The following is an 18,234-nucleotide window of genomic DNA, read 5'->3' on the forward strand; positions in this document are numbered from 1 at the left end:
TGTTTTTTTCGGATATTTTAGGGCATTATTGATTGGATACGAAAATGATTCGTCTATTGAGTAATCATATTCAAAGGAATGGGAGGTTTAGTAAATTAAAATCCGAATGGTCCTTGAGGACAACATGGGGTAACCGGTACTCCGACATCGTATGTGTCTCACAACACTCATTTACACATGATTCTGTGTGTGGAAAATAATGTTGATGATTAATATGAAGTTTGTAAACTGTTGTCGTTTGAGGAGGATGGACATGTGTGACTACCTTATTAAATATATTTGTTTTTACATCATTGTTGTGGTGAGTCATCCTGTACAGGAAACGCTAGAGGCGGACATAGTTGTGGTGTGCAGTATTGGGCTTGCAATGGTCGTACAGGCGCGGTATTATATTCGGCATCAGGTTTGATGGTGGAGAGTTTCTTTTCATCGTTAAATGACCTCAATGTGAATATGTCTTGCTACATCAACAGTCTATGTGGATTTTTGTATAAGCGGACTAGTTATGTACCTATTTTTTACTAGAAATAGTGGTGATTATTTGTCTTACCGAATATACCAAATATCACACCGTTGATTTCGGTTTCTGTTGAACAAACTATTCCTTTACTTCACAGTTCCATAACTCTTGAGGAGTTGGCTTTTGCTCATATTATGTACGCAGAGGCAGAGAAGGTGCAGTTTGTTCTTGGAACACTAGGTGATTCAACTGTTACTCTTTCTCCTGCAGAGGTCTCATCAGGAGATTCACTAGATGTCAATGCAAGTGTTCAAAGAAACCTTCGTGACGTCATCAAGAAAGAAATACGCTTAGAATTCAAATTTGAAAATGTTATTGATTTAATAGAAACATTACAAGTACCGTCAAGTTGTCCAGAATTTGTAGAATTTTCTAATGGAGCAACGATTAGATTTACTGGCTTAACAAATGGCGGTCTGACTTAGAATTATGAAATTGTATCACCATCTCCACAATCTTTTGTGCAATTTATTCCATTATTTAAATGAGCACTCACTAGCTTTGTTTCTTGCACTTCGAATCTGCCGCCCATATTTTGTTCCCCTGGCAATTTTGGCGGTATTTGTGACTTTTTACCAGAAGCACTGGGTATACTCACCTCTATAATTAACCCTGTTCAAACTACATTCACTTTCTCTTTTACTTTAAATCAACAATTTCTAATAGGAACAATTAATGCATATGTAAATTTAAGTACAGGTGAGAATTGCTTCACAATTTGTGGACCTATGTGTTCCTGAATTTGTTCGTATTATATTTGTTTATAATTTAAAATGAATTAGTTTTTAAAAAAAAGCCGATTTTCTTTTCCTAAGAATGATCGACTTTTTCTATAACTTTGTGAAAGATTGTACTTAAACTAATCTGCCAGTTACTTTAATAAAGGTCCCAAAATAACATCTAATATTTATGCATATTTCTGAATATAAGTTTGCATTATTTTTTTAACAACTCTGAGCGAATCTGATTTATCTTTCATAGCAATCAGAGCTTATTCATGTAATCATGGAGGATTTACAAACGCTTTTTAACTCCTTAAAAGAAGAGTCCTTTTTGAATGCTCTAATGAACAAGTTAAATATCAAAAAACGCAATGTTCTAAAAGAGCTAGAAAAGGTACAATCCGTAATAGAAACATTACGGAATAAAAAGCTGGAGTACGTAGATCTTTATACTGAAAATGTCCTGACAAAAGAAGATTTGGTTGAATATCGAGAATTAACGGAAAACAAAATTAAGGATCTTCAAATCAAAAAGGCCGAACTTAATGAGAAACTACAGGAATGCGACAACGAGGATTACGCCATTAATATCGGCAAAAAGCTAAAAGATGTCCTCAACCTAAAGGAATTGACGCCGCAGGTTCTTCATTCCCTAGTTGAGAAGATCACCTGTAAGAACGATGGAACTGTCCATATTCAATACAGCTTTGTTAATCCGCTGCAAGAAACGTAAGAAGGCAACGCCCGGAGGGTTAGTTGCCTTTCTTTAAAATGAGTTGCGAGATACACTCCACATGCGTGGTCATCGGAAACATATCCACTGGCTGCACTTCTACGGTTTGATAGCCTCCATCTTCAAGAATCCGTAAATCCCGCGCTAATGTTGCCGGGTTACAGGATACATAGACCACCTTTTTCGGCTTCATGTCAATAATGGTCTGAAGTAATGCCTCATCACAACCTTTGCGTGGTGGATCGACAACGAGTACATCGGCCATATTGCCTTCCTTATACCACTTGGGAATCACAACCTCCGCTTCCCCTGCCGCAAATTCGGCATTTGTAATCCCATTTAATTTCGCATTCCGTTTGGCGTCCTCAATAGCTTCTGGAACAACCTCCACGCCGAAAACCTTCTTAGCTTTTTGTGCTAAAAATAATGAAATCGTTCCGATTCCACAATAAGCATCAATGACATTTTCTTCTCCGCTTAAGTTTGCATATTCTAGCGCCTTATCATAGAGCACCTTTGTCTGAACAGGATTTACCTGGTAAAAAGACAGAGCAGAAATCGCAAATTTCACATCACCAATATAGTCGTAAATGACTTCGTTCCCCCATAAGACAGTCGTTTTTTCTCCTAAAATAACGTTGGTTCGCTTGGAATTGACATTATGAACAATCGACTTTACTTTTGGCAGGCGGGCGAGGATTGCTTCGATTAGTTTATTTTTATGAGGAATATCCTCTGTCCGGGTGATGATTACCACCATGAGTTCTCCAGTTTGCTTTCCGTACCGAGCCATTATGTGACGTAGAACACCTTTATGCGACTCTTCCTGATAGGCCGGAAAACCGAGCTCATTACAGATTTCCTTCACCGTCTGCACCGCTTCATTCACTTCCGGCAGTTGAATCACACTTTCATTTGTATCGACAATTTCATGACTCCTCGGCTTAAAAAATCCGGCAATCAATTTGCCATCTTTTTCTCCGACCGGCACCTGGGCTTTGTTCCGGTAATACCCTGGATTGTCCATCCCTTGAATGGGATGCACTACTACATTATCGAGTTTTCCAATCCGCTTAAGTACCTGACGCACCTGATTTTCCTTGTATTGAAGTTGCCCCTCATAGCTAATATGTTCAAGTTGGCAACCGCCGTATTTATGCTTTTCACTGCTGGGAATATCAACCCTGAATGGGCTTTTTTCATAAAGCTCCATCAAGCGGCCAAAGCCGTAGCCTTTATTGGCCTTGATTACTTTCACCTTTGCTTTTTCACCTGGCAGCCCGTTTGGTACAAAAATCGGATAGCCCTCTACCTTGGCCACTCCAGCCCCATCATGGGTTAAATCTTCAAAAACTACATCTATATAATCATTTTTATTAACCGGCAATGTTTTGCTCATTCATTTCTTCCTTTTCTCCGTTTTAACTAGATGAATTGTATCACAGAATGAAGAAGAATACGAAATGAGTCCTGGCATTCCGCAGAATTCGGCGTTAATTCCGCTAACTTTTTATTTTTTTCCGCGAAAAACCAACAGAAATTCCGCGAAACGTCACTACTATTCCGCCGTTCTTCCTGTTAATTTCGCCAACAAGGAAAAACTTAGACTCCCGTAACTGAATAAAAGCCAGGCAGCTCTGCCTGGCTTAGAAGCTAAATTTCAATTTATTTTCCCTCAGATGCCCGAGGACTGCTTTCAAACCCCGCCTTCTTATGAGATCCATCACAGAATGGCTTTTTATTGGAATGACCACAGCGGCAGAGATACACTTTGGCCTTTTTCGGATATTCATTGCCTTCTGTATCGAATAACTGGAAATCGCCTGTTACAGCAAGTGGACCATTGTCCGAGATTTTAATTTGATTTTCCATGTCTACCAATCTCCTAACTTTTTAATAATGATAAAAATTCCGCACGCAAATCTGATTGATTTTCAAAAACTCCTCGAATGCTGGTAGTAGTTGTACTTGCATCCGATTTTTTCGCTCCCCTGCTGCACATACACATGTGTTTCACTTCAATGACTACCATTGTCCCTTCCGGCTCTAAAATCTCATCCATTGCAGCAGCAATCTGTGTGGTCAGTCTCTCTTGCACCTGGAATCGTTTGGCATACCCATCCACCATGCGGGCAATTTTAGATAGCCCCGTTATTTTTTCATTAGGAATATACCCGACATGGGCAACACCATAAAAAGGGGCAAAATGATGTTCACACATAGAATAAAACTCGATATCCTTTATTATAATCAAGCCCTTATGATGAATATCAAACGTCTTTTCAAGATGTAGCCTAGGATCCTCTTGGTATCCTTCCGTATATTCCAGGAAAGCTTTAGGCACTCTAAACGGGGTTTCTTGCAATCCATCCCGATCAGGATCATCACCACATAGTTTGATTAATTGTCTTATTCCATTAGTAATTCTATGAACGTCCTTAAGGGTTTCATTCGTCTCTTCTACAAAAGGGGTAAACAATTTTGGGAATTTCTCACTCAATTTAAGTACTTGATCTTGAGTCATTTCCACATCATTCCTTTTTTATCATTTGGACTTTTCATCCTCTATGATGATTCGAGGTATATTTTCATCAATAGGCTCTTCTATTCGAATTAGAAAAGCACAACAGCCATCCCCATTCTGAAGACGCTGGACTCTATTTACCTTGGATCCTAGTAAATGAGTTAGAACAGATACAGTAACACTGCACAGTATCGGCCGCTTTAAAGCCACATTATAAAAAGGACAATTGCGCTCGATTAGATAAAATTCATTCCCTTTCTTCACAACTTCCATATAAGAATCATCATTTAAATATAAATCTTTGAGAACCCTTAATCTTTCCTCTGTGCCTAATCCGGCCAATTTTGGTTCCCATTGACGGATTCTTTCTTCAATCATCACAGAAAGTACTTGTTTTAGTGCCCTTTCTCCAAGGTGATTGACCATTGTATCAAGGACTTCAATCGTTAAGTAATCGTAATTTTTTTCAAACAGATGCTCGCCTGCAGTGGTTAAACGATAGCGAAAATGAGGGCGTCCAATTCCATTCTTCTCTTTTTCAGCAAAACGACTAATCCATCCATCCTTTTCTAATTGCAGAAGGTGCTGACGAACCCCCTCACCAGATATGTCCAGCAATGACGCTATTTCGCTCATCGATGAAGCCTGGTTACTTTTTATAGCATGGATGATTCTCCGTCTTGGTTCTGATAAATGATTGGCTTGGAAACTCAAGTGCGGCCCTCCTAACTTTTACTTTTTTTAAATATATTCAAGAATCTAAATAATAGTTCAAGTTTTTTATTGAAAAAGTTGATTAATCCAAATTTAAAAAGCCCAATCTAATGATTAGGCCAAATAGTACACAATTTTTCAAGTATGAGTTTTAATTGATATAAATATGCCTCAAAGTATTGGACTTGTTGAGCTTTAGATTGACAACATCAACAGTAAAAAAAGGTTTATTAACCATAAATCATTCACAAGCAGGTGCAGTAGAATTGGATATCAAACATTTACAGTATTTTATTGAGGTTGCGAATTATAGTAGTTTTTCGCGTGCCGCCAATCAATTATTTATTACACAGCCCACGATTAGTAAAATGATTAAGAATCTTGAAATGGAATTAGGAGTGGCTCTTTTTGATCGGTCTCGAAAGCAATTAATCTTAACCGATGCAGGACGGATCATTTTGGAACAAGCAAAATTAATTGATAAAGCCTTTAAGAATTTAGAAATGGAATTGGACAACCTTACAGGGTTGAAAAAAGGGCATATTCGCATCGGCCTGCCGCCTATTTTCAATGCCCAACATTTCCTTAAAATCGTGGGCGATTTTCACGAAAGATACCCTGGTATCACTTTCCAATTAGTTGAGGAAGGTTCAAAAAGAATAGAGGAAAATGTAGAAAAGAATCTTCTTGATGTTGGTGTGGTGGTTCTTCCAACTAAGAACGAAATTTTCGACCATTTTTCCTTTATGGAAGAAAACCTCAAAGTAATCCTGCACTCATCACACCCATTGTCAGAAAGAGAGCAAGTTAATTTAGCTGATTTGGAAAATGAATCGTTCATATTGTTTAATAAAGACTTTGTCTTAAACGACAGGATTATTCATTCTTGTAATAGTGCAGGCTTTAATCCCCACATCATTTCAGAAAGTTCGCAGCGCCCGTTTATCGAAGAGATGGTTGCTAGCAAATTTGGAGTATCTCTTTTGCCGGAAAGTGTTTGCCGCAACCTAAATAAACATATAAAGTCAGTCAATGTAGTGAATCCTTCGATAAGCTGGAGACTAGGGATTATTTGGGGAAGGAATCAATACTTCTCCTATGCCGCCAAAGAGTGGCTAGAGTTTACTAAAAGCCGACTTTCATTGGGTTATCAATAAAATATGAGCGTTAAACGGTTCTTTTTAGAGATCCGTTTTTTTATTCCATAAATTATCTATTTATACTTTGCATAATTGAAAGCATTTACATAGATAAAAGCTATACTGTTGATGAAATATAACCATTTTACTTATTTTACAATGCGACTTACACTTGTTTCAGGCACGAAAAACCTTTTAATAACGTGGATATAGTGTTTATTAACTAAAATCCAACCACGAAAGGAAGCAACTAATGCAATCAAAAAAAGTAAAAGAAAGCCGCATTGTTAATACCGCACAAGTATTATCTTGCGATTTAAATAATTACAATACCCTGTTTGGCGGCGTTTTAATGAAAAAGCTCGATGACGCCGCAACATTATCAGCCCGTCGGCATTCGAGAGTAAAAGAATGTGTGACGGCATCTACCGACTCGATTGATTTCCTATGCCCAATTCACCAAACGGATTCTGTCTGTGTCGAATCGTTTGTAACATATACAGGTAAAACATCCATGGAAATTTTTTGTAAAGTTATTGCAGAAAATATTATGACCAGTGAGCGCCGCATCGCTGCAACAGCATTTTTGACCTTTGTTGCCTTAGATGAAAATAAACATCCTGTTATCGTTCCAAGTGTCATACCAGAAACAGAAGAGGAAAAATTCCTTTACAAAACTGGAAAAGAAAGAGCAGAAATTCGTAAATTTAGAAGACAGAAAAGTAAAGAATTAGCCGAGTATATTTCACTTGAAAAACCTTGGGACAATTAAGAGGAGGAAGATTTATGATAACTTTATCTAGTATTGAAGAATTAAAATCAGCAAAAAATGCCATTGACCAGCTAAAAAAGGACTATCCAAACCTTTTTGAAAAACTGTTGGAAGCAGTTAATCTTACACGGGCTTTCCAATTCAAATATCATTACATGGGAAGTTTAATTATGGATGAAGACCCAGGCCAATATACCCCGATTTTTGTGTATGGCTCTGTTCTCCGCTTATATAAAAAAGAATTACAAAGGGTTAAAGATGACCCTAATTCCCACGTCCTAAAACAATTTCTTTCAAAATTTAAAAGTACCGGCTATGCAAAAATCAGCCTTTTAGCATTAGGGAATTCTCCTGAATCATTATTAGGGGCCTCAAGTATACGATAATCTTACCCCAATATTAAAAAAGGACTGTTTGCAAACAGTCCTTTTCTCGTTATACCGATACTGCTAGTTCCAGGAGTTTGTCCCCTTCTTGTGAGAGCTTCTTGATAATATTAACGAAGTTGTACGAGCGGAATAAATTCCATTCAATTTTTTCTTTGTTGTTGGAGTGTCAAAAAAAATTGATTAAATTCATAATTAATCTTCTCATTTAATGGTTGATACTTCTTTAACATATTATTGATTTCAGCTTCGGAGTAATCTTTTGAATAAATCTTGATTTTTTCATCTATTAAACTTTGTAATTGATTGACGTTCTTTTTTATTCTGTGAACATTATCTGCAATTGTTTCTTGATCTAGTATGATGAATTCCGCCTTTAACAAGGTAAGAAAAGATTGTAAATAGTTTGTAAGTGCCAATTGTAAATAGGAAACCGACCTTAACGAACGTATGATTTTTTCATTTTCTAGGCGGTTCAATTCTGATCACTCCTTTCACCTTATCTTCTAGGACCCTTTTTTTCAGTACCTTTATTTCTCGACTTGCCATTGCTGCCTGAACTGCCACTGCTGCCTGAACTGCCGCTGCTGCCTGAACTGCCGCTGCTGTTTTCATCTTCTTCATCCATCTCATCTTCAATGAAATCCAGCACATTCTCTAATTTCTTAAGTAAAAGCCATTCTTTCATCACAATCGTTTCGAGCAGTCGGTTGACGCCATTAATAAATTTTATAATATCCCCAGTTCTTGGTTGGGTAGGGAAATTCAAATTTTTTCCAACAAATGCTTGGATTTTCTCTGCTTCCGCATTCATAATGTGGGACAAAGCAATTTCCTCTAGCGCAATCGATTCGAGCAAATCAATTACTACTTCATTCTTATTAGGGCGATGCGGTTCTTGTGGGATTGTAGGCATACTCATTTGAGGAAAACCTCCTTTTAACAATTTGCTTTCTCATGTAGTCTATGCCCAAATAAGTTTAGTGGAACCCTTAGGTCAAACCTAATATTATCAAAAAATGCTCGGAGGAAAAAATTAATTTACATGGAAAGATTCTTTTGATTTTAGGGCTATATATAAACAATAATCCTTAATTGTATTTACATTTAAATGATCTTTACTCAAGTGATCATAGTTCCCTGCAGTGAATTGAAATTTAGAGAACATATTGTCTGTATGCCAACAGTGTATGTGTGGGTGGTTATCGATTGATTCCGATGAAGCACTACCATAATCAAGTCTCGCTCCATCGATTTTTATTTGTTCAACGAAATGGTTAGCCGCTATTTCACAACCGTACATGCTTGCAACTCCCTTATACCCATCAGCATCAACAAGCGTACCAATAGCCCCTTGAAGCTTTTCTGCTTCAGTATTAATTAAATGGGCTAGTCCAAGCTCTTCAAATGCGATGCTTACAAGAAGCAAAAGGGCTACCTGTTCAGAATCTAATCCCTCGATTGGATTTATACCCTCTGGAGGGGTATTAGGGAAAGACATATATAGTTTCAACTCCTTAAATATTTTTTTATACTATCCTACGTTATTCAGAGTTACCTTTTTTGGTTTGATGTTTTACCTAAGGAAAAAACACTTTTTTACAAAGTAGAGTTACTAGGAAAAAGTGAAAAAAGTGAAGTCTATAAAATCTGTGATTAATACTATTATCGGCTTATAAAAGGAGGGATCTGTTAAAGGCCAAAAGGAAAAAGACGCCTAACAGGCGCCGTTAACGGTTACTCTTTCATTGCTGCAACTTTTTCCTTAACTTCTTCAATATTTTTCATTTTGTTATCCCAACATTTTTGGCTTAGGTCGACCGGATAATCTTCAGGGTTCAATGTACGCTTGTACTCGTCCCAAAGCGCATTGAGATTCTGCTTTAAGTAATCCCGGGACTCCTCCAGACATGGAAGTTCATAGACAAGCTTGCCGTTAACAAAAATATCTTCATGAAGCTCTTTTGCGGTAAAATTGGTCACCACTTTGTTCATGTAGGTATGAGTTGGATGGAACATTCGCAGCCGTTTTTCCGGCAGCTTTTCATCCTCCATCGCGATGTAATCCCCTTCCGCATGGTTGTTTTTATTATTGATAATCCGGTAGATTTTCTTCATTCCCGGTGTCGTTACTTTTACAGGATTGGAAGAGATTTTAATGGTGTCTTCCATCTTGCCGTTTTCGTTCTCAATGGCCACAATTTTATAAACCGCCCCTAAAGCCGCCTGGTCATAAGCCGTTATCAACTTAGTCCCAATTCCCCAGCTGTCTATTTTGGCGCCTTGCCCTTTTAGGTTCATAATTGTTTGCTCATCCAAATCGCTGGAGGCATAGATTCTTGCATCCTTAAAGCCTGCTTCATCGAGCAATTTGCGGGCTTCTTTTGAAAGATAGGCTAAGTCACCGCTATCGAGTCGTATTCCAAGGAAATTAATCTTGTCCCCCATCTCTTTTGCCACTTTGATAGCATTTGGCACGCCGAGTCGCAATGTATCATATGTATCAACTAAAAAGACACAATCCTTATGTGTTTCGGCATACTTCTTAAAGGCGGTATATTCGTCTTTATAGGCTTGAACCATCGAATGAGCGTGCGTTCCGGATACAGGAATGCCAAACATTTTCCCAGCTCTAACATTACTTGTGGCTTCAAAACCGGCGAGATAGGCCGCTCTCGTACCCCAAACGGCTGCATCCATTTCCTGAGCCCGTCTGGTTCCGAATTCCATCGCCACTTCATCACCGACAACCTGCTTGATCCTTGATGCTTTCGTAGCGATCAATGTTTGGTAATTCACAATGTTAAGCAACGCTGTTTCAATCAGCTGTGCTTCAGCCAATGGAGCATCTACGCGAATAATCGGCTCATTGCCAAAAACAAGTTCGCCCTCATTCAAGGAGCGAATGGTTCCCGTAAAACGCAAATTTTTAAGGTATTCCAAGAAATCTTCATGGTATCCGACTTCATTTTTTAAATATTCCAAGTCATCTTCGCTAAAGCGGAAGCCTTGGATAAATTGAATGACTTTCTCTAAACCAGCAAAAACTGCGTAGCCGTTTCCGAACGGAAGCTTGCGGAAAAATAGTTCGAAGACCGCACGTTTATTATGTATTCCATCTCTCCAATACGTCTCTGCCATATTAATCTGATACAAATCAGTATGCAGAGTTAAACTATCATCATGATAAAAGTGTTTCATAATTCGACCCCCGAAATACTATTACAGCTTTTCAACTTTATAACCAATATTATCATTAATAAGACTATTTAACCATAGCTCCCAGGGATTGTGCAAAATGGCCGAGTGCCCATTCATGTCCTGCCGGATTAAAAGATGCAACGGCATCCTTATGAACAACAATTTTAAAGCCTTTATTATAAGCATCCACGGCCGTATGAAGGACACAAATATCAGTACAAACTCCGACTAGATGAACTTCGGTGATTCCGCGCTCCCGCAATTTTATTTCAAGGTCTGTTCCTGCAAATGCGGAGTATCTTGTTTTATCCATGAACGCCACATTTTCACGTTGCTTATTCTCTTCGTAAACTGCATGCAAGGAACCAAACAAGTCACGACCAACGGTACCTCTTAGATTATGCGGCGGAAACAATTTTGTCTCCGGATGGCATTCATCCCCTTGATCATGGACATCAATGGCAAAAACCACGAAATCACCGTTCTGAATAAACTCTTTTGTAAGTTGGCTGATTTTCTCTTCAATCGCCTGCCCTGGTTTCCCGCATGTTAACGCACCGTCATCCGCCACAAAGTCATATGTGTAATCAATATTGATTAATGCTATCATACTAATCGCCCCTTTCTTGTACTTTCCTTTATTATAGAATTTATTCGAGATAGACATTGAATTTCCTTTTATGTTTAAGATTTTCCTAATGGTAGCCCCTTATGTAACCAAGTTCCCTTCTCCTGACTGTTTTGGGTCACGTAGACCGACTTTACGTTACCCGCCTCCCACTTTCCAACTCTTTTCGGTCACGTAGGCCAACTCTACGTTACCCTTTACCTTTTTCCAACACTTTTCAGTCACGTAGACCAACTCTACGTGACTGGGTTCCCACTTTCCAACTCCTTTCGGTCACGTAGACCATCTCTACGTTACCCGCTTCCCACTTTCCAACTCCTTTCGGTCACGTAGACCATCTCTACGTTACCCGCTTCCCACTTTTCAACTCCTTTCAGTCACGTAGACCCAATAACAAATCAAAAAAAAGTCCGCTCCTTAAGGAACGAACTAATTGTTAACTATATCGCTGTCCAGAAACCCAATCCGTAGGCCGGTCAAGCGGGCGAATGTTATCTAGCGTTACGAACACCTCTAAATGCCGATACAGGTTCTCAAACTCTGCAGGCAGTAAGCCGCCAAATTCGCCGTCTAAATTCAACTGAACTTTTTCCGATGAATAGACCTTGATTCGATTAGCCTGAGTGTAAATCACATTTGAATCATTTACGTGTTCACCACGAATCGCTAAAGTGGCAATTCGGATAAATTCAGCCAAATTCACTTTTTTCAAGATTAACAAAGAAAAAAGTCCATCGTTAATCGATGCATCAGGTGCAAGGCGTTCAAATCCTCCAATGGAATTTGTCAGGCCGACAAGAAACATCATTGCTTCTCCTTCGAACAGCTTTCCATCATACTCAATCTTAAGATCGGATGCTTTAATCGAAGGAAGCATTTCCATTCCCTTTAAATAGTAGGCAAGCTGGCCAAGCATCGTTTTTAATTTGCTAGGCACCTCATATGTAAGTTCCGTCATTCTGCCGCCGCCTGCAATATTGATAAAATACTTCTCATTGATGCGTCCAATATCAACGGGAATCAATTCCCCTTTTGTAATAATATCCACTGCACTAGAAACATCCCGAGGAATTTGCAAAGCCCGTGCGAAATCATTCGTTGTCCCAGCTGGAATGATCCCTAGTTTCGGACGATATTCCTGCTCTGCGAGGCCGTTCACCACTTCATGAATCGTACCGTCTCCACCTGCTGCAATCACGACATCATATTGGCGCTCAACTGCCATTTTTGCCGCTTTCGTTGCATCACCCGCACCGGTTGTCGCGTGACATGATGCCTCGTATCCGGCAATCTCTAATTTTTCAAGAATTTCCGGAAGATGGCGCTTAATCATTTCGCGTCCTGAAGTAGGATTATAAATCAGTCTTGCTCTTTTCATCATTTCATCATCCTATTTATTGAAATCACGATTGGCTTTTCTATATTCTACCAATTATCATCATGGCTTACAATTATCTTGCAATGCCAAACGTCCATCTCCTATCATAACGTTTTTTTTATGAATTGCAAAAAAGAAAAGCGGAAGCGCCTTGACCAGGGGCGACAAGCATAAGGCGAGCCGGCAGGAAGGTTGTTTTTTAACCTTCTCGACGGATTGACTTAGACCAAAGAGCCCCTAGGCGCTGTAGCTAGACAAATCTACTGATTAGTATTTAGATTTACACTATAGGCACCTGAAATATTTATATGGTACTTCCCATCGCCAGCTTGGTAAACAGCATTTTTCTGCACGGAATCGTCCGGAATAGTGGAATCCTTTTTCTCCTCTATCTTCCATAAGCTCTCTTTCCCTCTTAATTCTTGAGCACCAATTGCCTCTACCTTCAAATTACTGTTTCCTTGCAAATCGACTCCTACTGAAGAAGCATTCTCAATGCTCCAATCATTCGCCAGCGTACGCGGCTTCATCGTAAGTGAATCGCCATTGCCTAGCACTTCCAGCCTCACATCATTTGGTATAAGAATAGTTGCAGTCACAATTCCTTGCGAATCAAACGGACCAATTTGATTTGGCAAACTCTTTAGATTTAAATAAAGCGTATCCCCTTTTTGGTTAGCCGCTACAATATCATCTGCACTTTTGAGCAACTTTGCCTTTCCAGCCGTTTGTACCCGGTACGTTCCGAACATGCTAACTTCTTTTTCATCCGATGCCTCCACCGTCATATCATATCCAACCGTCCTGACAACCACCCGTTTGATGCTATCATCCATTTTGTAGGAAAAAGCAGGCAGTTCAAACGACCGTTCCTCGCTGGCCATAACCTCCTCAACCTTCCCCATAAGGCCTGTCGAGCCCATAATCGAAAACACAATTCCCACTGTTCCAATCAAGCCAACAAAGAAAATGCTTAAAAAGTCATATCTTAATACCGGCTTTTCCTGCCTCGATAAAAACAAATATATTAATATTTCAATTCCAAGAACAATTAATAGAATCGGCCACCATCCAGTCATAACCTGAATAAGATTTAACCCAAAGAACTTTGAAAGAAAGAGGAAAAGGCCAAGAAACACAAGCGAGGCCCCCATTGAAAACGTCCCGACACGCCATGTCCTCATGCGCCCCTTCCCCCTTTTCTTTTTCTAAAAAGCAACCCGAATCCGGCTCCAATTAAGACAGCGCCCGCTATCGTCTTTTTCCACTTACTCATGATTCTTAACCTCCCGCTTCTGCTTATTTCCCGATAAAAGCTTAACTCCGCCGCCAATCAACAACAGACAGACAAGTCCGGTTTGGAAATAGCCTTGAATCCAATACTGTAGATCGAAATTGATTAATCTTGTTAACATTGGCGAAAGAGCAGGCAGCAGGATGTTCATTACTAAATAATAGAGCCCCAGCAGGATAAGACCTATCCCAACCCATTTTTGATGATTAAGGAAATACGCGATGATTGGCACATCCTCAACCGTTTCTTCCCCGTACCTTGAAGCCTTTTGCAATCCGTCAAAAAAGCTGTAAAACCAGATAATTGGGATTAAAAATAAGAATATCCCAAGACGCAAAACGTCTAAAATATAAACCGAGAATAAGAATGCGGCCATCAGTTGAATACCACGGCGCTGCAATCCTAGATATAAATGGCCGGCACCTGGGAAAATCGAGAGAAAGGTTGCGATCGATTTACTCTTCTTGCCATCTTCCCGGCGCGCTTCAAAGTCTTCAAAAATCGTTCTATCCACAAGTTCCTCACCGCGCTGCTTTTTATTGACCTGCTGAACGGCATCAAAAAATCCGTACACCCAAATCACCGGCAAACCGAGCAAAAAGACGAGAAATTCTTCGCGACTAGAGAGCGCCGTCACGAAAATCACCATGACACCAAGACCTAAGAATGTTGCTAAAAGGGTTAAGCCTCTGTTCATTAAACCGAGCTGGAAGTGACCGAGACCCGGAACAAATGACAAAACAATCGCATAAAAGCGCTCTGAGTCCTGGGCAGCCTGTGACTGCGGATCGTCAGGATTTTCCGCCTTTATGGCTTTCTTTTGTTTTGAAATATGCACACCCATATGAATAAAACTAACCAGGTAAATGAATATGCCAATCATGAAGAATACAACAGCCATTTCCCCACTGTTATTTGCTGCACCTATCACAGTGAGGAGCGCGCAGCCAAAAACAGCTATTAAATAGAGGGCACCGCGAAACATTTTGCCTAAATAAATATGACCGAGGCCCGGAAAAAGCGATAATGTTAATGCCTTTGTCGAACTTTTCATTTCTTATTTACCTCCTTGTTTTCTAGTGAATCCATCCATGCAAATGTTTTATCAATAACACCTTCCGTAACCGAAGGCTTTTTTGCTTGAATTTTTTGCGGGTTTTCTAAGGAATCTGCATAGGTTGCTAATGATTGAAAAGCACCTGTTAACGTTAATAATATGGTCGCCGCTGCAGCCAGTAGATAATGGAAAGCAGCTTGCTGGTAAAAAGGTTTTTTATTTTTTATTGGTGGTTTTTGCTTCGAAACACCCGCCATTACAAGATCGGTAAAGCTGCCATCATTTGAAAGAATCGGAAGTGATGATTCATTTGCTGAGACAGCCAGTAAATAGTCGTCAAGACATTGGTCACACGCATACAAATGGCTTTCATATGTTTCGCGGTCTTTTTCATTGATTTCATTTTTTACGTATTGCATCCACTCATCATAACTGTAATGCTTCATGAAAAATCGTCCTCCTTCCAATTCTTTTTCATCCAATTGCGAGCCCGGTATAGCTTTGTCTCGATTGTCTTCACTTGTACATTTTGTTCCTCGGCCATCTGTTGATAGCTTTTTTCCGCTATGTAAAATCCATAAATGACATCGCGGTAATTCTCAGGTAATTCATTCAGCCGCTTTCTGACGAGCCTTCGTTGGTCTAATTCAATAATCTCTTTTTCCACACTATCCCTTGATGTACCTAGTGCATCTTGCTCGAGGACCTCGACAACTTCCTCTCTACGTCTTGCTTGTTTTCTTTTCACATCTATTGCATGATTGACAGCAATGCGCGTCATCCACGTTTTAAACCCTTGATTTTCGTATTGGGGGAGAGCGGTGTATATTTTCATAAATACTTCTTGCGCCGCATCTTCCGCTTCCTTTTGATCGCGAAGTACAGCAAAGACGGTCCGGAACACATCATTGCGGTATTTCTCAACCAAAAGGCGAAAGGCATGATCATGGCCCTGTAGCACTTTTTCTATTAAAGCTATGTCGCTAATCGTGCTCTCCCCCTTTCTTTCAGTCTGTCATATTAATAGACGAATGGAATTTAGAGTACCCCTACACTCTTTTTTAAAAAATTTTTTTGATAGTCTATATCATACCATTTACAACTTTTTGGTTTAATAAAAAGAAAAACCGTGCAATGGTATCCACACAGTTTAGAAAAATCATACTTTAATTTTCAATCCTAACAATTTCGCAAAGCCAATAGCCTGTTCTGTTGAAACGATGCAGCCATCCAGACTTTCTGGTGTAAGGATTAGTTGATTTACTGTACAACTGCTTAAATCAATCCCTTTGAGTGCGGTTCCGGTCAAATTCACCTCATATAAATCGCATTCCCTAAAATCCACTTGATTAAATTTCGATTCATAGTAGTCAGCGTGACGGAGGGAGCAAGTGTCGAATTTCACTTGTTTTAAATCAGAATACCCAAATGAACTTAGATTAGCATTACAATGACTAAACAACACATTGCGGATCGTGGCCTCTGAGAGATTAAGACCCATGAGTTTAGAATCTCGAAATTCAACTCGATGAATGATGGCATCACAAAAATTGGCATTGGATAAATCACATCGTTCAAAAACAACATCTAGTAACTCAAGATAGCGAAAAGAGACATCGACAAACGTTACATTTTTAAACACTACTTGTTCAAAGCGTAGCTTTTCTATTTCTTCCCCAATTATGGAACAATCGCTTATGATTGCCATCGAAACATAAGAATCGTCTCTATCCTCAAAATTCATTGGCGTTAACCCATTCGGAATTCTTGGTTGAATAATTTTTAGATTCTGACTCAAAGTAATCATCCTTTTTTCAATTAATTATAATAAGCGCCAATAATTCAACAAAATAATACCATTTTGATGTGATAGAATGCTATTAGAAACAGATCATTCTTTAATGGGGGAGATTCAATGTTCTGGTTGTTGCTTCTTGCTTCCTATTTAATTGGAAGCATTCCCACAGCCCTCATCGTCGGCAAACTAGTTTTTGGAGTCGACATTCGTGACCATGGCAGCAAAAATCCCGGCGCGACCAATACGTTGAGGGTTCTTGGAAAAAAATCAGCTATTTTCGTTTTGCTTATTGACCTTGGTAAAGGAGCTCTTGCGGCATCACTTCCTATGTTTTTTAACCTTGACGCTGAACCCCTTTACTTCGGACTTGCTGCCGTCATCGGCCATTGCTTTCCCATCTTCGCTGGATTTAGAGGCGGAAAAGCCATAGCCACCACCGCAGGGGCATTATTGATTGCAAACATCCCATTGTTGGTGATCGCGTATATTACCTTTTTCTTAGTCATTTTTTTAACAAAGTATGTATTTTTAGGATCTATTTCTGTTGGACTCAGTATGTTAATCTACGATTTTGTTTCGAACAAGCTAGAATTTGAACTCATTTTTCTATTATTCTCTTGTTTTTTAATTTTCCTCCACCGCTCAAACATCCGGAACTTCATCCTTGGCATTGAACCAAAAATTAATGATAAAAATCTAGCAAATGACCGTATTCCACCAAAGAATGTAAAAATGTAACAAGAATCCCCGGCAGGATTTTTCTACCGGGGATTCTTTCATTTTAAAAGCGTACTCAAAATACTATTTGCTACTGTCTGCCATATCGATGAGTCCGTTTGATAGGCTTTTCCTAAGCGCTTATACAATTCCATTTGCTTCTCCTGAAAATCCGGGGCATCTTTTTCCGGAAGAGTTGCCCGTCCCTCTTCAACTAACGCCTGCATTTCAGGCGCCCTAGGACCCCAGACTCCAACTTCCAAACCTTCTTGATTGATAAAAATAAAAATCGGGATCGCTCTAGATGTACCATTTGTAAGGTATTGATCCATCAGTTCGAGATTTTGGTCACGCAGGACAAACCTCACTTCCATTCCCGCAGCCTCAGCTATCCGCATCAAAATAGGGTTATTAAGCAAAGCGTCACCGCACCAATCCTCTGTTAAAACAATTGCCTTGAGACCCTGAGGCTTTAACATCTCAAGTTTCCTCTGATCTTCAGCAGTTAACGTAAATTGCTCATAAATCGAAAGCATTTCTTCTTTATTTCGACTCATAGAATTGGTATACTCATCCAGTGTCATTCCTTTTTGAAACCATTCACTTAATTCCATTTGGTAAACACCTCCAATACATTTACTTTTATGATAG

General features: G+C 39.4%; 26 protein-coding genes. 7 read left to right on the plus strand and 19 right to left on the minus strand.

Annotated elements, in window-relative coordinates; genetic code table 11:
- Window positions 1-70: 70 nt before the first annotated feature.
- A complete protein-coding gene (locus ABES02_RS09255) occupies window positions 71-310 on the minus strand; it encodes a CotD family spore coat protein (RefSeq protein WP_430133317.1) in 240 nt (79 codons plus the stop codon).
- On the opposite strand from ABES02_RS09255, the gene ABES02_RS09260 reads away from it, so the two are divergent.
- Both ABES02_RS09260 and ABES02_RS09265 read left to right on the plus strand, forming a co-directional pair.
- Complete coding sequence (locus ABES02_RS09260) at window positions 254-409, plus strand: hypothetical protein (protein WP_430133520.1); 156 nt, start codon at window positions 254-256, stop codon at window positions 407-409. The two genes, ABES02_RS09255 and ABES02_RS09260, sit on opposite strands and share 57 nt — an antisense overlap.
- Before the next feature lie 266 nt (window positions 410-675).
- A complete protein-coding gene (locus ABES02_RS09265; RefSeq protein ID WP_430133320.1) occupies window positions 676-945 on the plus strand; it encodes a hypothetical protein in 270 nt (89 codons plus the stop codon).
- Window positions 946-947: 2 nt separating this feature from the next.
- On the opposite strand, the gene ABES02_RS09270 is transcribed toward ABES02_RS09265, so the two are convergent.
- Window positions 948-1,118 carry a hypothetical protein gene (locus tag ABES02_RS09270; protein WP_430133322.1) on the minus strand — a complete coding sequence of 57 codons (171 nt, stop codon included), beginning with the start codon at window positions 1,116-1,118 and terminating at the stop codon, window positions 948-950.
- Window positions 1,119-1,573: 455 nt separating this feature from the next.
- Here ABES02_RS09270 and ABES02_RS09275 point away from each other — a divergent pair, with 455 nt between their 5' ends.
- On the plus strand, window positions 1,574-1,975 hold the full coding sequence (locus ABES02_RS09275; RefSeq protein WP_430133325.1) for a hypothetical protein: 402 nt from the start codon (window positions 1,574-1,576) through the stop codon (window positions 1,973-1,975).
- Window positions 1,976-1,994: 19 nt separating this feature from the next.
- Here ABES02_RS09275 and rlmD read toward each other — a convergent pair whose 3' ends face one another.
- The 4 genes from rlmD to ABES02_RS09295 all read right to left on the minus strand — a co-directional run bounded on the left by rlmD (window position 1,995) and on the right by ABES02_RS09295 (window position 5,213).
- Window positions 1,995-3,374, minus strand: coding sequence for a 23S rRNA (uracil(1939)-C(5))-methyltransferase RlmD (rlmD, locus tag ABES02_RS09280; protein ID WP_430133327.1), 1,380 nt, complete (start codon window positions 3,372-3,374; stop codon window positions 1,995-1,997).
- A gap of 266 nt (window positions 3,375-3,640) precedes the next feature.
- Window positions 3,641-3,847 (minus strand): CDGSH iron-sulfur domain-containing protein, encoded by a 207-nt coding sequence (locus ABES02_RS09285; protein WP_430133330.1) that lies wholly within the window; start codon window positions 3,845-3,847, stop codon window positions 3,641-3,643.
- A 13-nt stretch (window positions 3,848-3,860) separates the two neighbouring features.
- Entirely contained in the window at window positions 3,861-4,499 is a 639-nt protein-coding gene (folE, locus tag ABES02_RS09290; RefSeq protein ID WP_430133333.1) for a GTP cyclohydrolase I FolE, read from the minus strand.
- A gap of 21 nt (window positions 4,500-4,520) precedes the next feature.
- On the minus strand, window positions 4,521-5,213 hold the full coding sequence (locus ABES02_RS09295) for a helix-turn-helix transcriptional regulator (RefSeq protein WP_430133336.1): 693 nt from the start codon (window positions 5,211-5,213) through the stop codon (window positions 4,521-4,523).
- Between the two features lie 266 nt (window positions 5,214-5,479).
- Here ABES02_RS09295 and cidR point away from each other — a divergent pair, with 266 nt between their 5' ends.
- The 3 genes from cidR to ABES02_RS09310 all read left to right on the plus strand — a co-directional run bounded on the left by cidR (window position 5,480) and on the right by ABES02_RS09310 (window position 7,510).
- Window positions 5,480-6,370 (plus strand): cidABC operon transcriptional activator CidR, encoded by an 891-nt coding sequence (gene cidR / locus ABES02_RS09300; protein ID WP_430133514.1) that lies wholly within the window; start codon window positions 5,480-5,482, stop codon window positions 6,368-6,370.
- Window positions 6,371-6,605: 235 nt separating this feature from the next.
- Complete coding sequence (locus tag ABES02_RS09305) at window positions 6,606-7,124, plus strand: acyl-CoA thioesterase (RefSeq protein WP_430133339.1); 519 nt, start codon at window positions 6,606-6,608, stop codon at window positions 7,122-7,124.
- A gap of 14 nt (window positions 7,125-7,138) precedes the next feature.
- On the plus strand, window positions 7,139-7,510 hold the full coding sequence (locus tag ABES02_RS09310) for a hypothetical protein (protein WP_430133343.1): 372 nt from the start codon (window positions 7,139-7,141) through the stop codon (window positions 7,508-7,510).
- A gap of 143 nt (window positions 7,511-7,653) precedes the next feature.
- Here the strand turns inward: ABES02_RS09310 and ABES02_RS09315 are convergent, their stop codons facing one another.
- From ABES02_RS09315 to ABES02_RS09370, 12 genes are all read right to left on the minus strand, one after another.
- On the minus strand, window positions 7,654-7,989 hold the full coding sequence (locus tag ABES02_RS09315; protein ID WP_430133346.1) for a hypothetical protein: 336 nt from the start codon (window positions 7,987-7,989) through the stop codon (window positions 7,654-7,656).
- Between the two features lie 20 nt (window positions 7,990-8,009).
- Window positions 8,010-8,432, minus strand: coding sequence for a hypothetical protein (locus tag ABES02_RS09320; RefSeq protein WP_430133349.1), 423 nt, complete (start codon window positions 8,430-8,432; stop codon window positions 8,010-8,012).
- Window positions 8,433-8,546: 114 nt separating this feature from the next.
- Window positions 8,547-9,011, minus strand: a complete 465-nt coding sequence (locus ABES02_RS09325) for a DUF7164 domain-containing protein (RefSeq protein ID WP_430133351.1) — start codon at window positions 9,009-9,011, stop codon at window positions 8,547-8,549.
- A 236-nt stretch (window positions 9,012-9,247) separates the two neighbouring features.
- The gene (locus ABES02_RS09330) at window positions 9,248-10,711 is read right to left on the minus strand and encodes a nicotinate phosphoribosyltransferase (RefSeq protein WP_430133354.1); all 1,464 of its coding nucleotides are present in this window, start codon (window positions 10,709-10,711) and stop codon (window positions 9,248-9,250) included.
- A 64-nt stretch (window positions 10,712-10,775) separates the two neighbouring features.
- Window positions 10,776-11,321 (minus strand): cysteine hydrolase family protein, encoded by a 546-nt coding sequence (locus ABES02_RS09335; protein WP_430133357.1) that lies wholly within the window; start codon window positions 11,319-11,321, stop codon window positions 10,776-10,778.
- A 454-nt stretch (window positions 11,322-11,775) separates the two neighbouring features.
- Entirely contained in the window at window positions 11,776-12,717 is a 942-nt protein-coding gene (locus tag ABES02_RS09340; protein ID WP_430133360.1) for a diacylglycerol kinase, read from the minus strand.
- Window positions 12,718-12,977: 260 nt separating this feature from the next.
- The gene (locus ABES02_RS09345) at window positions 12,978-13,901 is read right to left on the minus strand and encodes a hypothetical protein (protein WP_430133363.1); all 924 of its coding nucleotides are present in this window, start codon (window positions 13,899-13,901) and stop codon (window positions 12,978-12,980) included.
- Window positions 13,898-13,993, minus strand: a complete 96-nt coding sequence (locus tag ABES02_RS09350) for an LPXTG cell wall anchor domain-containing protein (RefSeq protein WP_430133366.1) — start codon at window positions 13,991-13,993, stop codon at window positions 13,898-13,900. Before ABES02_RS09350 ends, ABES02_RS09345 begins: the two co-directional genes overlap by 4 nt.
- Window positions 13,986-15,065 carry a hypothetical protein gene (locus ABES02_RS09355; protein WP_430133368.1) on the minus strand — a complete coding sequence of 360 codons (1,080 nt, stop codon included), beginning with the start codon at window positions 15,063-15,065 and terminating at the stop codon, window positions 13,986-13,988. Before ABES02_RS09355 ends, ABES02_RS09350 begins: the two co-directional genes overlap by 8 nt.
- On the minus strand, window positions 15,062-15,514 hold the full coding sequence (locus tag ABES02_RS09360) for a hypothetical protein (protein WP_430133371.1): 453 nt from the start codon (window positions 15,512-15,514) through the stop codon (window positions 15,062-15,064). Before ABES02_RS09360 ends, ABES02_RS09355 begins: the two co-directional genes overlap by 4 nt.
- Window positions 15,511-16,029 (minus strand): sigma-70 family RNA polymerase sigma factor, encoded by a 519-nt coding sequence (locus tag ABES02_RS09365; protein ID WP_430133374.1) that lies wholly within the window; start codon window positions 16,027-16,029, stop codon window positions 15,511-15,513. The genes ABES02_RS09360 and ABES02_RS09365 overlap by 4 nt, the downstream gene beginning before the upstream one ends.
- 198 nt (window positions 16,030-16,227) lie before the next feature.
- Entirely contained in the window at window positions 16,228-16,866 is a 639-nt protein-coding gene (locus tag ABES02_RS09370) for a pentapeptide repeat-containing protein (protein ID WP_430133377.1), read from the minus strand.
- Between the two features lie 117 nt (window positions 16,867-16,983).
- On the opposite strand from ABES02_RS09370, the gene plsY reads away from it, so the two are divergent.
- On the plus strand, window positions 16,984-17,604 hold the full coding sequence (gene plsY, locus ABES02_RS09375) for a glycerol-3-phosphate 1-O-acyltransferase PlsY (RefSeq protein ID WP_430133379.1): 621 nt from the start codon (window positions 16,984-16,986) through the stop codon (window positions 17,602-17,604).
- 38 nt (window positions 17,605-17,642) lie between these two features.
- Here plsY and ABES02_RS09380 read toward each other — a convergent pair whose 3' ends face one another.
- The gene (locus tag ABES02_RS09380; protein ID WP_430133382.1) at window positions 17,643-18,197 is read right to left on the minus strand and encodes a thioredoxin family protein; all 555 of its coding nucleotides are present in this window, start codon (window positions 18,195-18,197) and stop codon (window positions 17,643-17,645) included.
- Window positions 18,198-18,234 lie beyond the last annotated feature (37 nt).

The sequence above is a fragment of the Neobacillus pocheonensis genome, assembly GCF_050477905.1.
GTDB lineage: Bacteria > Bacillota > Bacilli > Bacillales > Cytobacillaceae > Neobacillus > Neobacillus pocheonensis_A.

What these genes read in the sequence shown, in the direction of transcription:
- ABES02_RS09260 (WP_430133520.1), top strand. Translation starts at nt 254, where the DNA reads ATGTGTGACTACCTTATTAAATATATTTGTTTTTACATCATTGTTGTG.
- ABES02_RS09255 (WP_430133317.1), bottom strand. Translation starts at nt 310, where the DNA reads ATGACTCACCACAACAATGATGTAAAAACAAATATATTTAATAAGGTA.
- rlmD (WP_430133327.1), bottom strand. Translation starts at nt 3,374, where the DNA reads ATGAGCAAAACATTGCCGGTTAATAAAAATGATTATATAGATGTAGTT.
- ABES02_RS09285 (WP_430133330.1), bottom strand. Translation starts at nt 3,847, where the DNA reads ATGGAAAATCAAATTAAAATCTCGGACAATGGTCCACTTGCTGTAACA.
- folE (WP_430133333.1), bottom strand. Translation starts at nt 4,499, where the DNA reads ATGACTCAAGATCAAGTACTTAAATTGAGTGAGAAATTCCCAAAATTG.
- ABES02_RS09305 (WP_430133339.1), top strand. Translation starts at nt 6,606, where the DNA reads ATGCAATCAAAAAAAGTAAAAGAAAGCCGCATTGTTAATACCGCACAA.
- ABES02_RS09310 (WP_430133343.1), top strand. Translation starts at nt 7,139, where the DNA reads ATGATAACTTTATCTAGTATTGAAGAATTAAAATCAGCAAAAAATGCC.
- ABES02_RS09320 (WP_430133349.1), bottom strand. Translation starts at nt 8,432, where the DNA reads ATGAGTATGCCTACAATCCCACAAGAACCGCATCGCCCTAATAAGAAT.
- ABES02_RS09325 (WP_430133351.1), bottom strand. Translation starts at nt 9,011, where the DNA reads ATGTCTTTCCCTAATACCCCTCCAGAGGGTATAAATCCAATCGAGGGA.
- ABES02_RS09330 (WP_430133354.1), bottom strand. Translation starts at nt 10,711, where the DNA reads ATGAAACACTTTTATCATGATGATAGTTTAACTCTGCATACTGATTTG.
- ABES02_RS09335 (WP_430133357.1), bottom strand. Translation starts at nt 11,321, where the DNA reads ATGATAGCATTAATCAATATTGATTACACATATGACTTTGTGGCGGAT.
- ABES02_RS09340 (WP_430133360.1), bottom strand. Translation starts at nt 12,717, where the DNA reads ATGAAAAGAGCAAGACTGATTTATAATCCTACTTCAGGACGCGAAATG.
- ABES02_RS09345 (WP_430133363.1), bottom strand. Translation starts at nt 13,901, where the DNA reads ATGAGGACATGGCGTGTCGGGACGTTTTCAATGGGGGCCTCGCTTGTG.
- ABES02_RS09350 (WP_430133366.1), bottom strand. Translation starts at nt 13,993, where the DNA reads ATGAGTAAGTGGAAAAAGACGATAGCGGGCGCTGTCTTAATTGGAGCC.
- ABES02_RS09355 (WP_430133368.1), bottom strand. Translation starts at nt 15,065, where the DNA reads ATGAAAAGTTCGACAAAGGCATTAACATTATCGCTTTTTCCGGGCCTC.
- ABES02_RS09360 (WP_430133371.1), bottom strand. Translation starts at nt 15,514, where the DNA reads ATGAAGCATTACAGTTATGATGAGTGGATGCAATACGTAAAAAATGAA.
- plsY (WP_430133379.1), top strand. Translation starts at nt 16,984, where the DNA reads ATGTTCTGGTTGTTGCTTCTTGCTTCCTATTTAATTGGAAGCATTCCC.
- ABES02_RS09380 (WP_430133382.1), bottom strand. Translation starts at nt 18,197, where the DNA reads ATGGAATTAAGTGAATGGTTTCAAAAAGGAATGACACTGGATGAGTAT.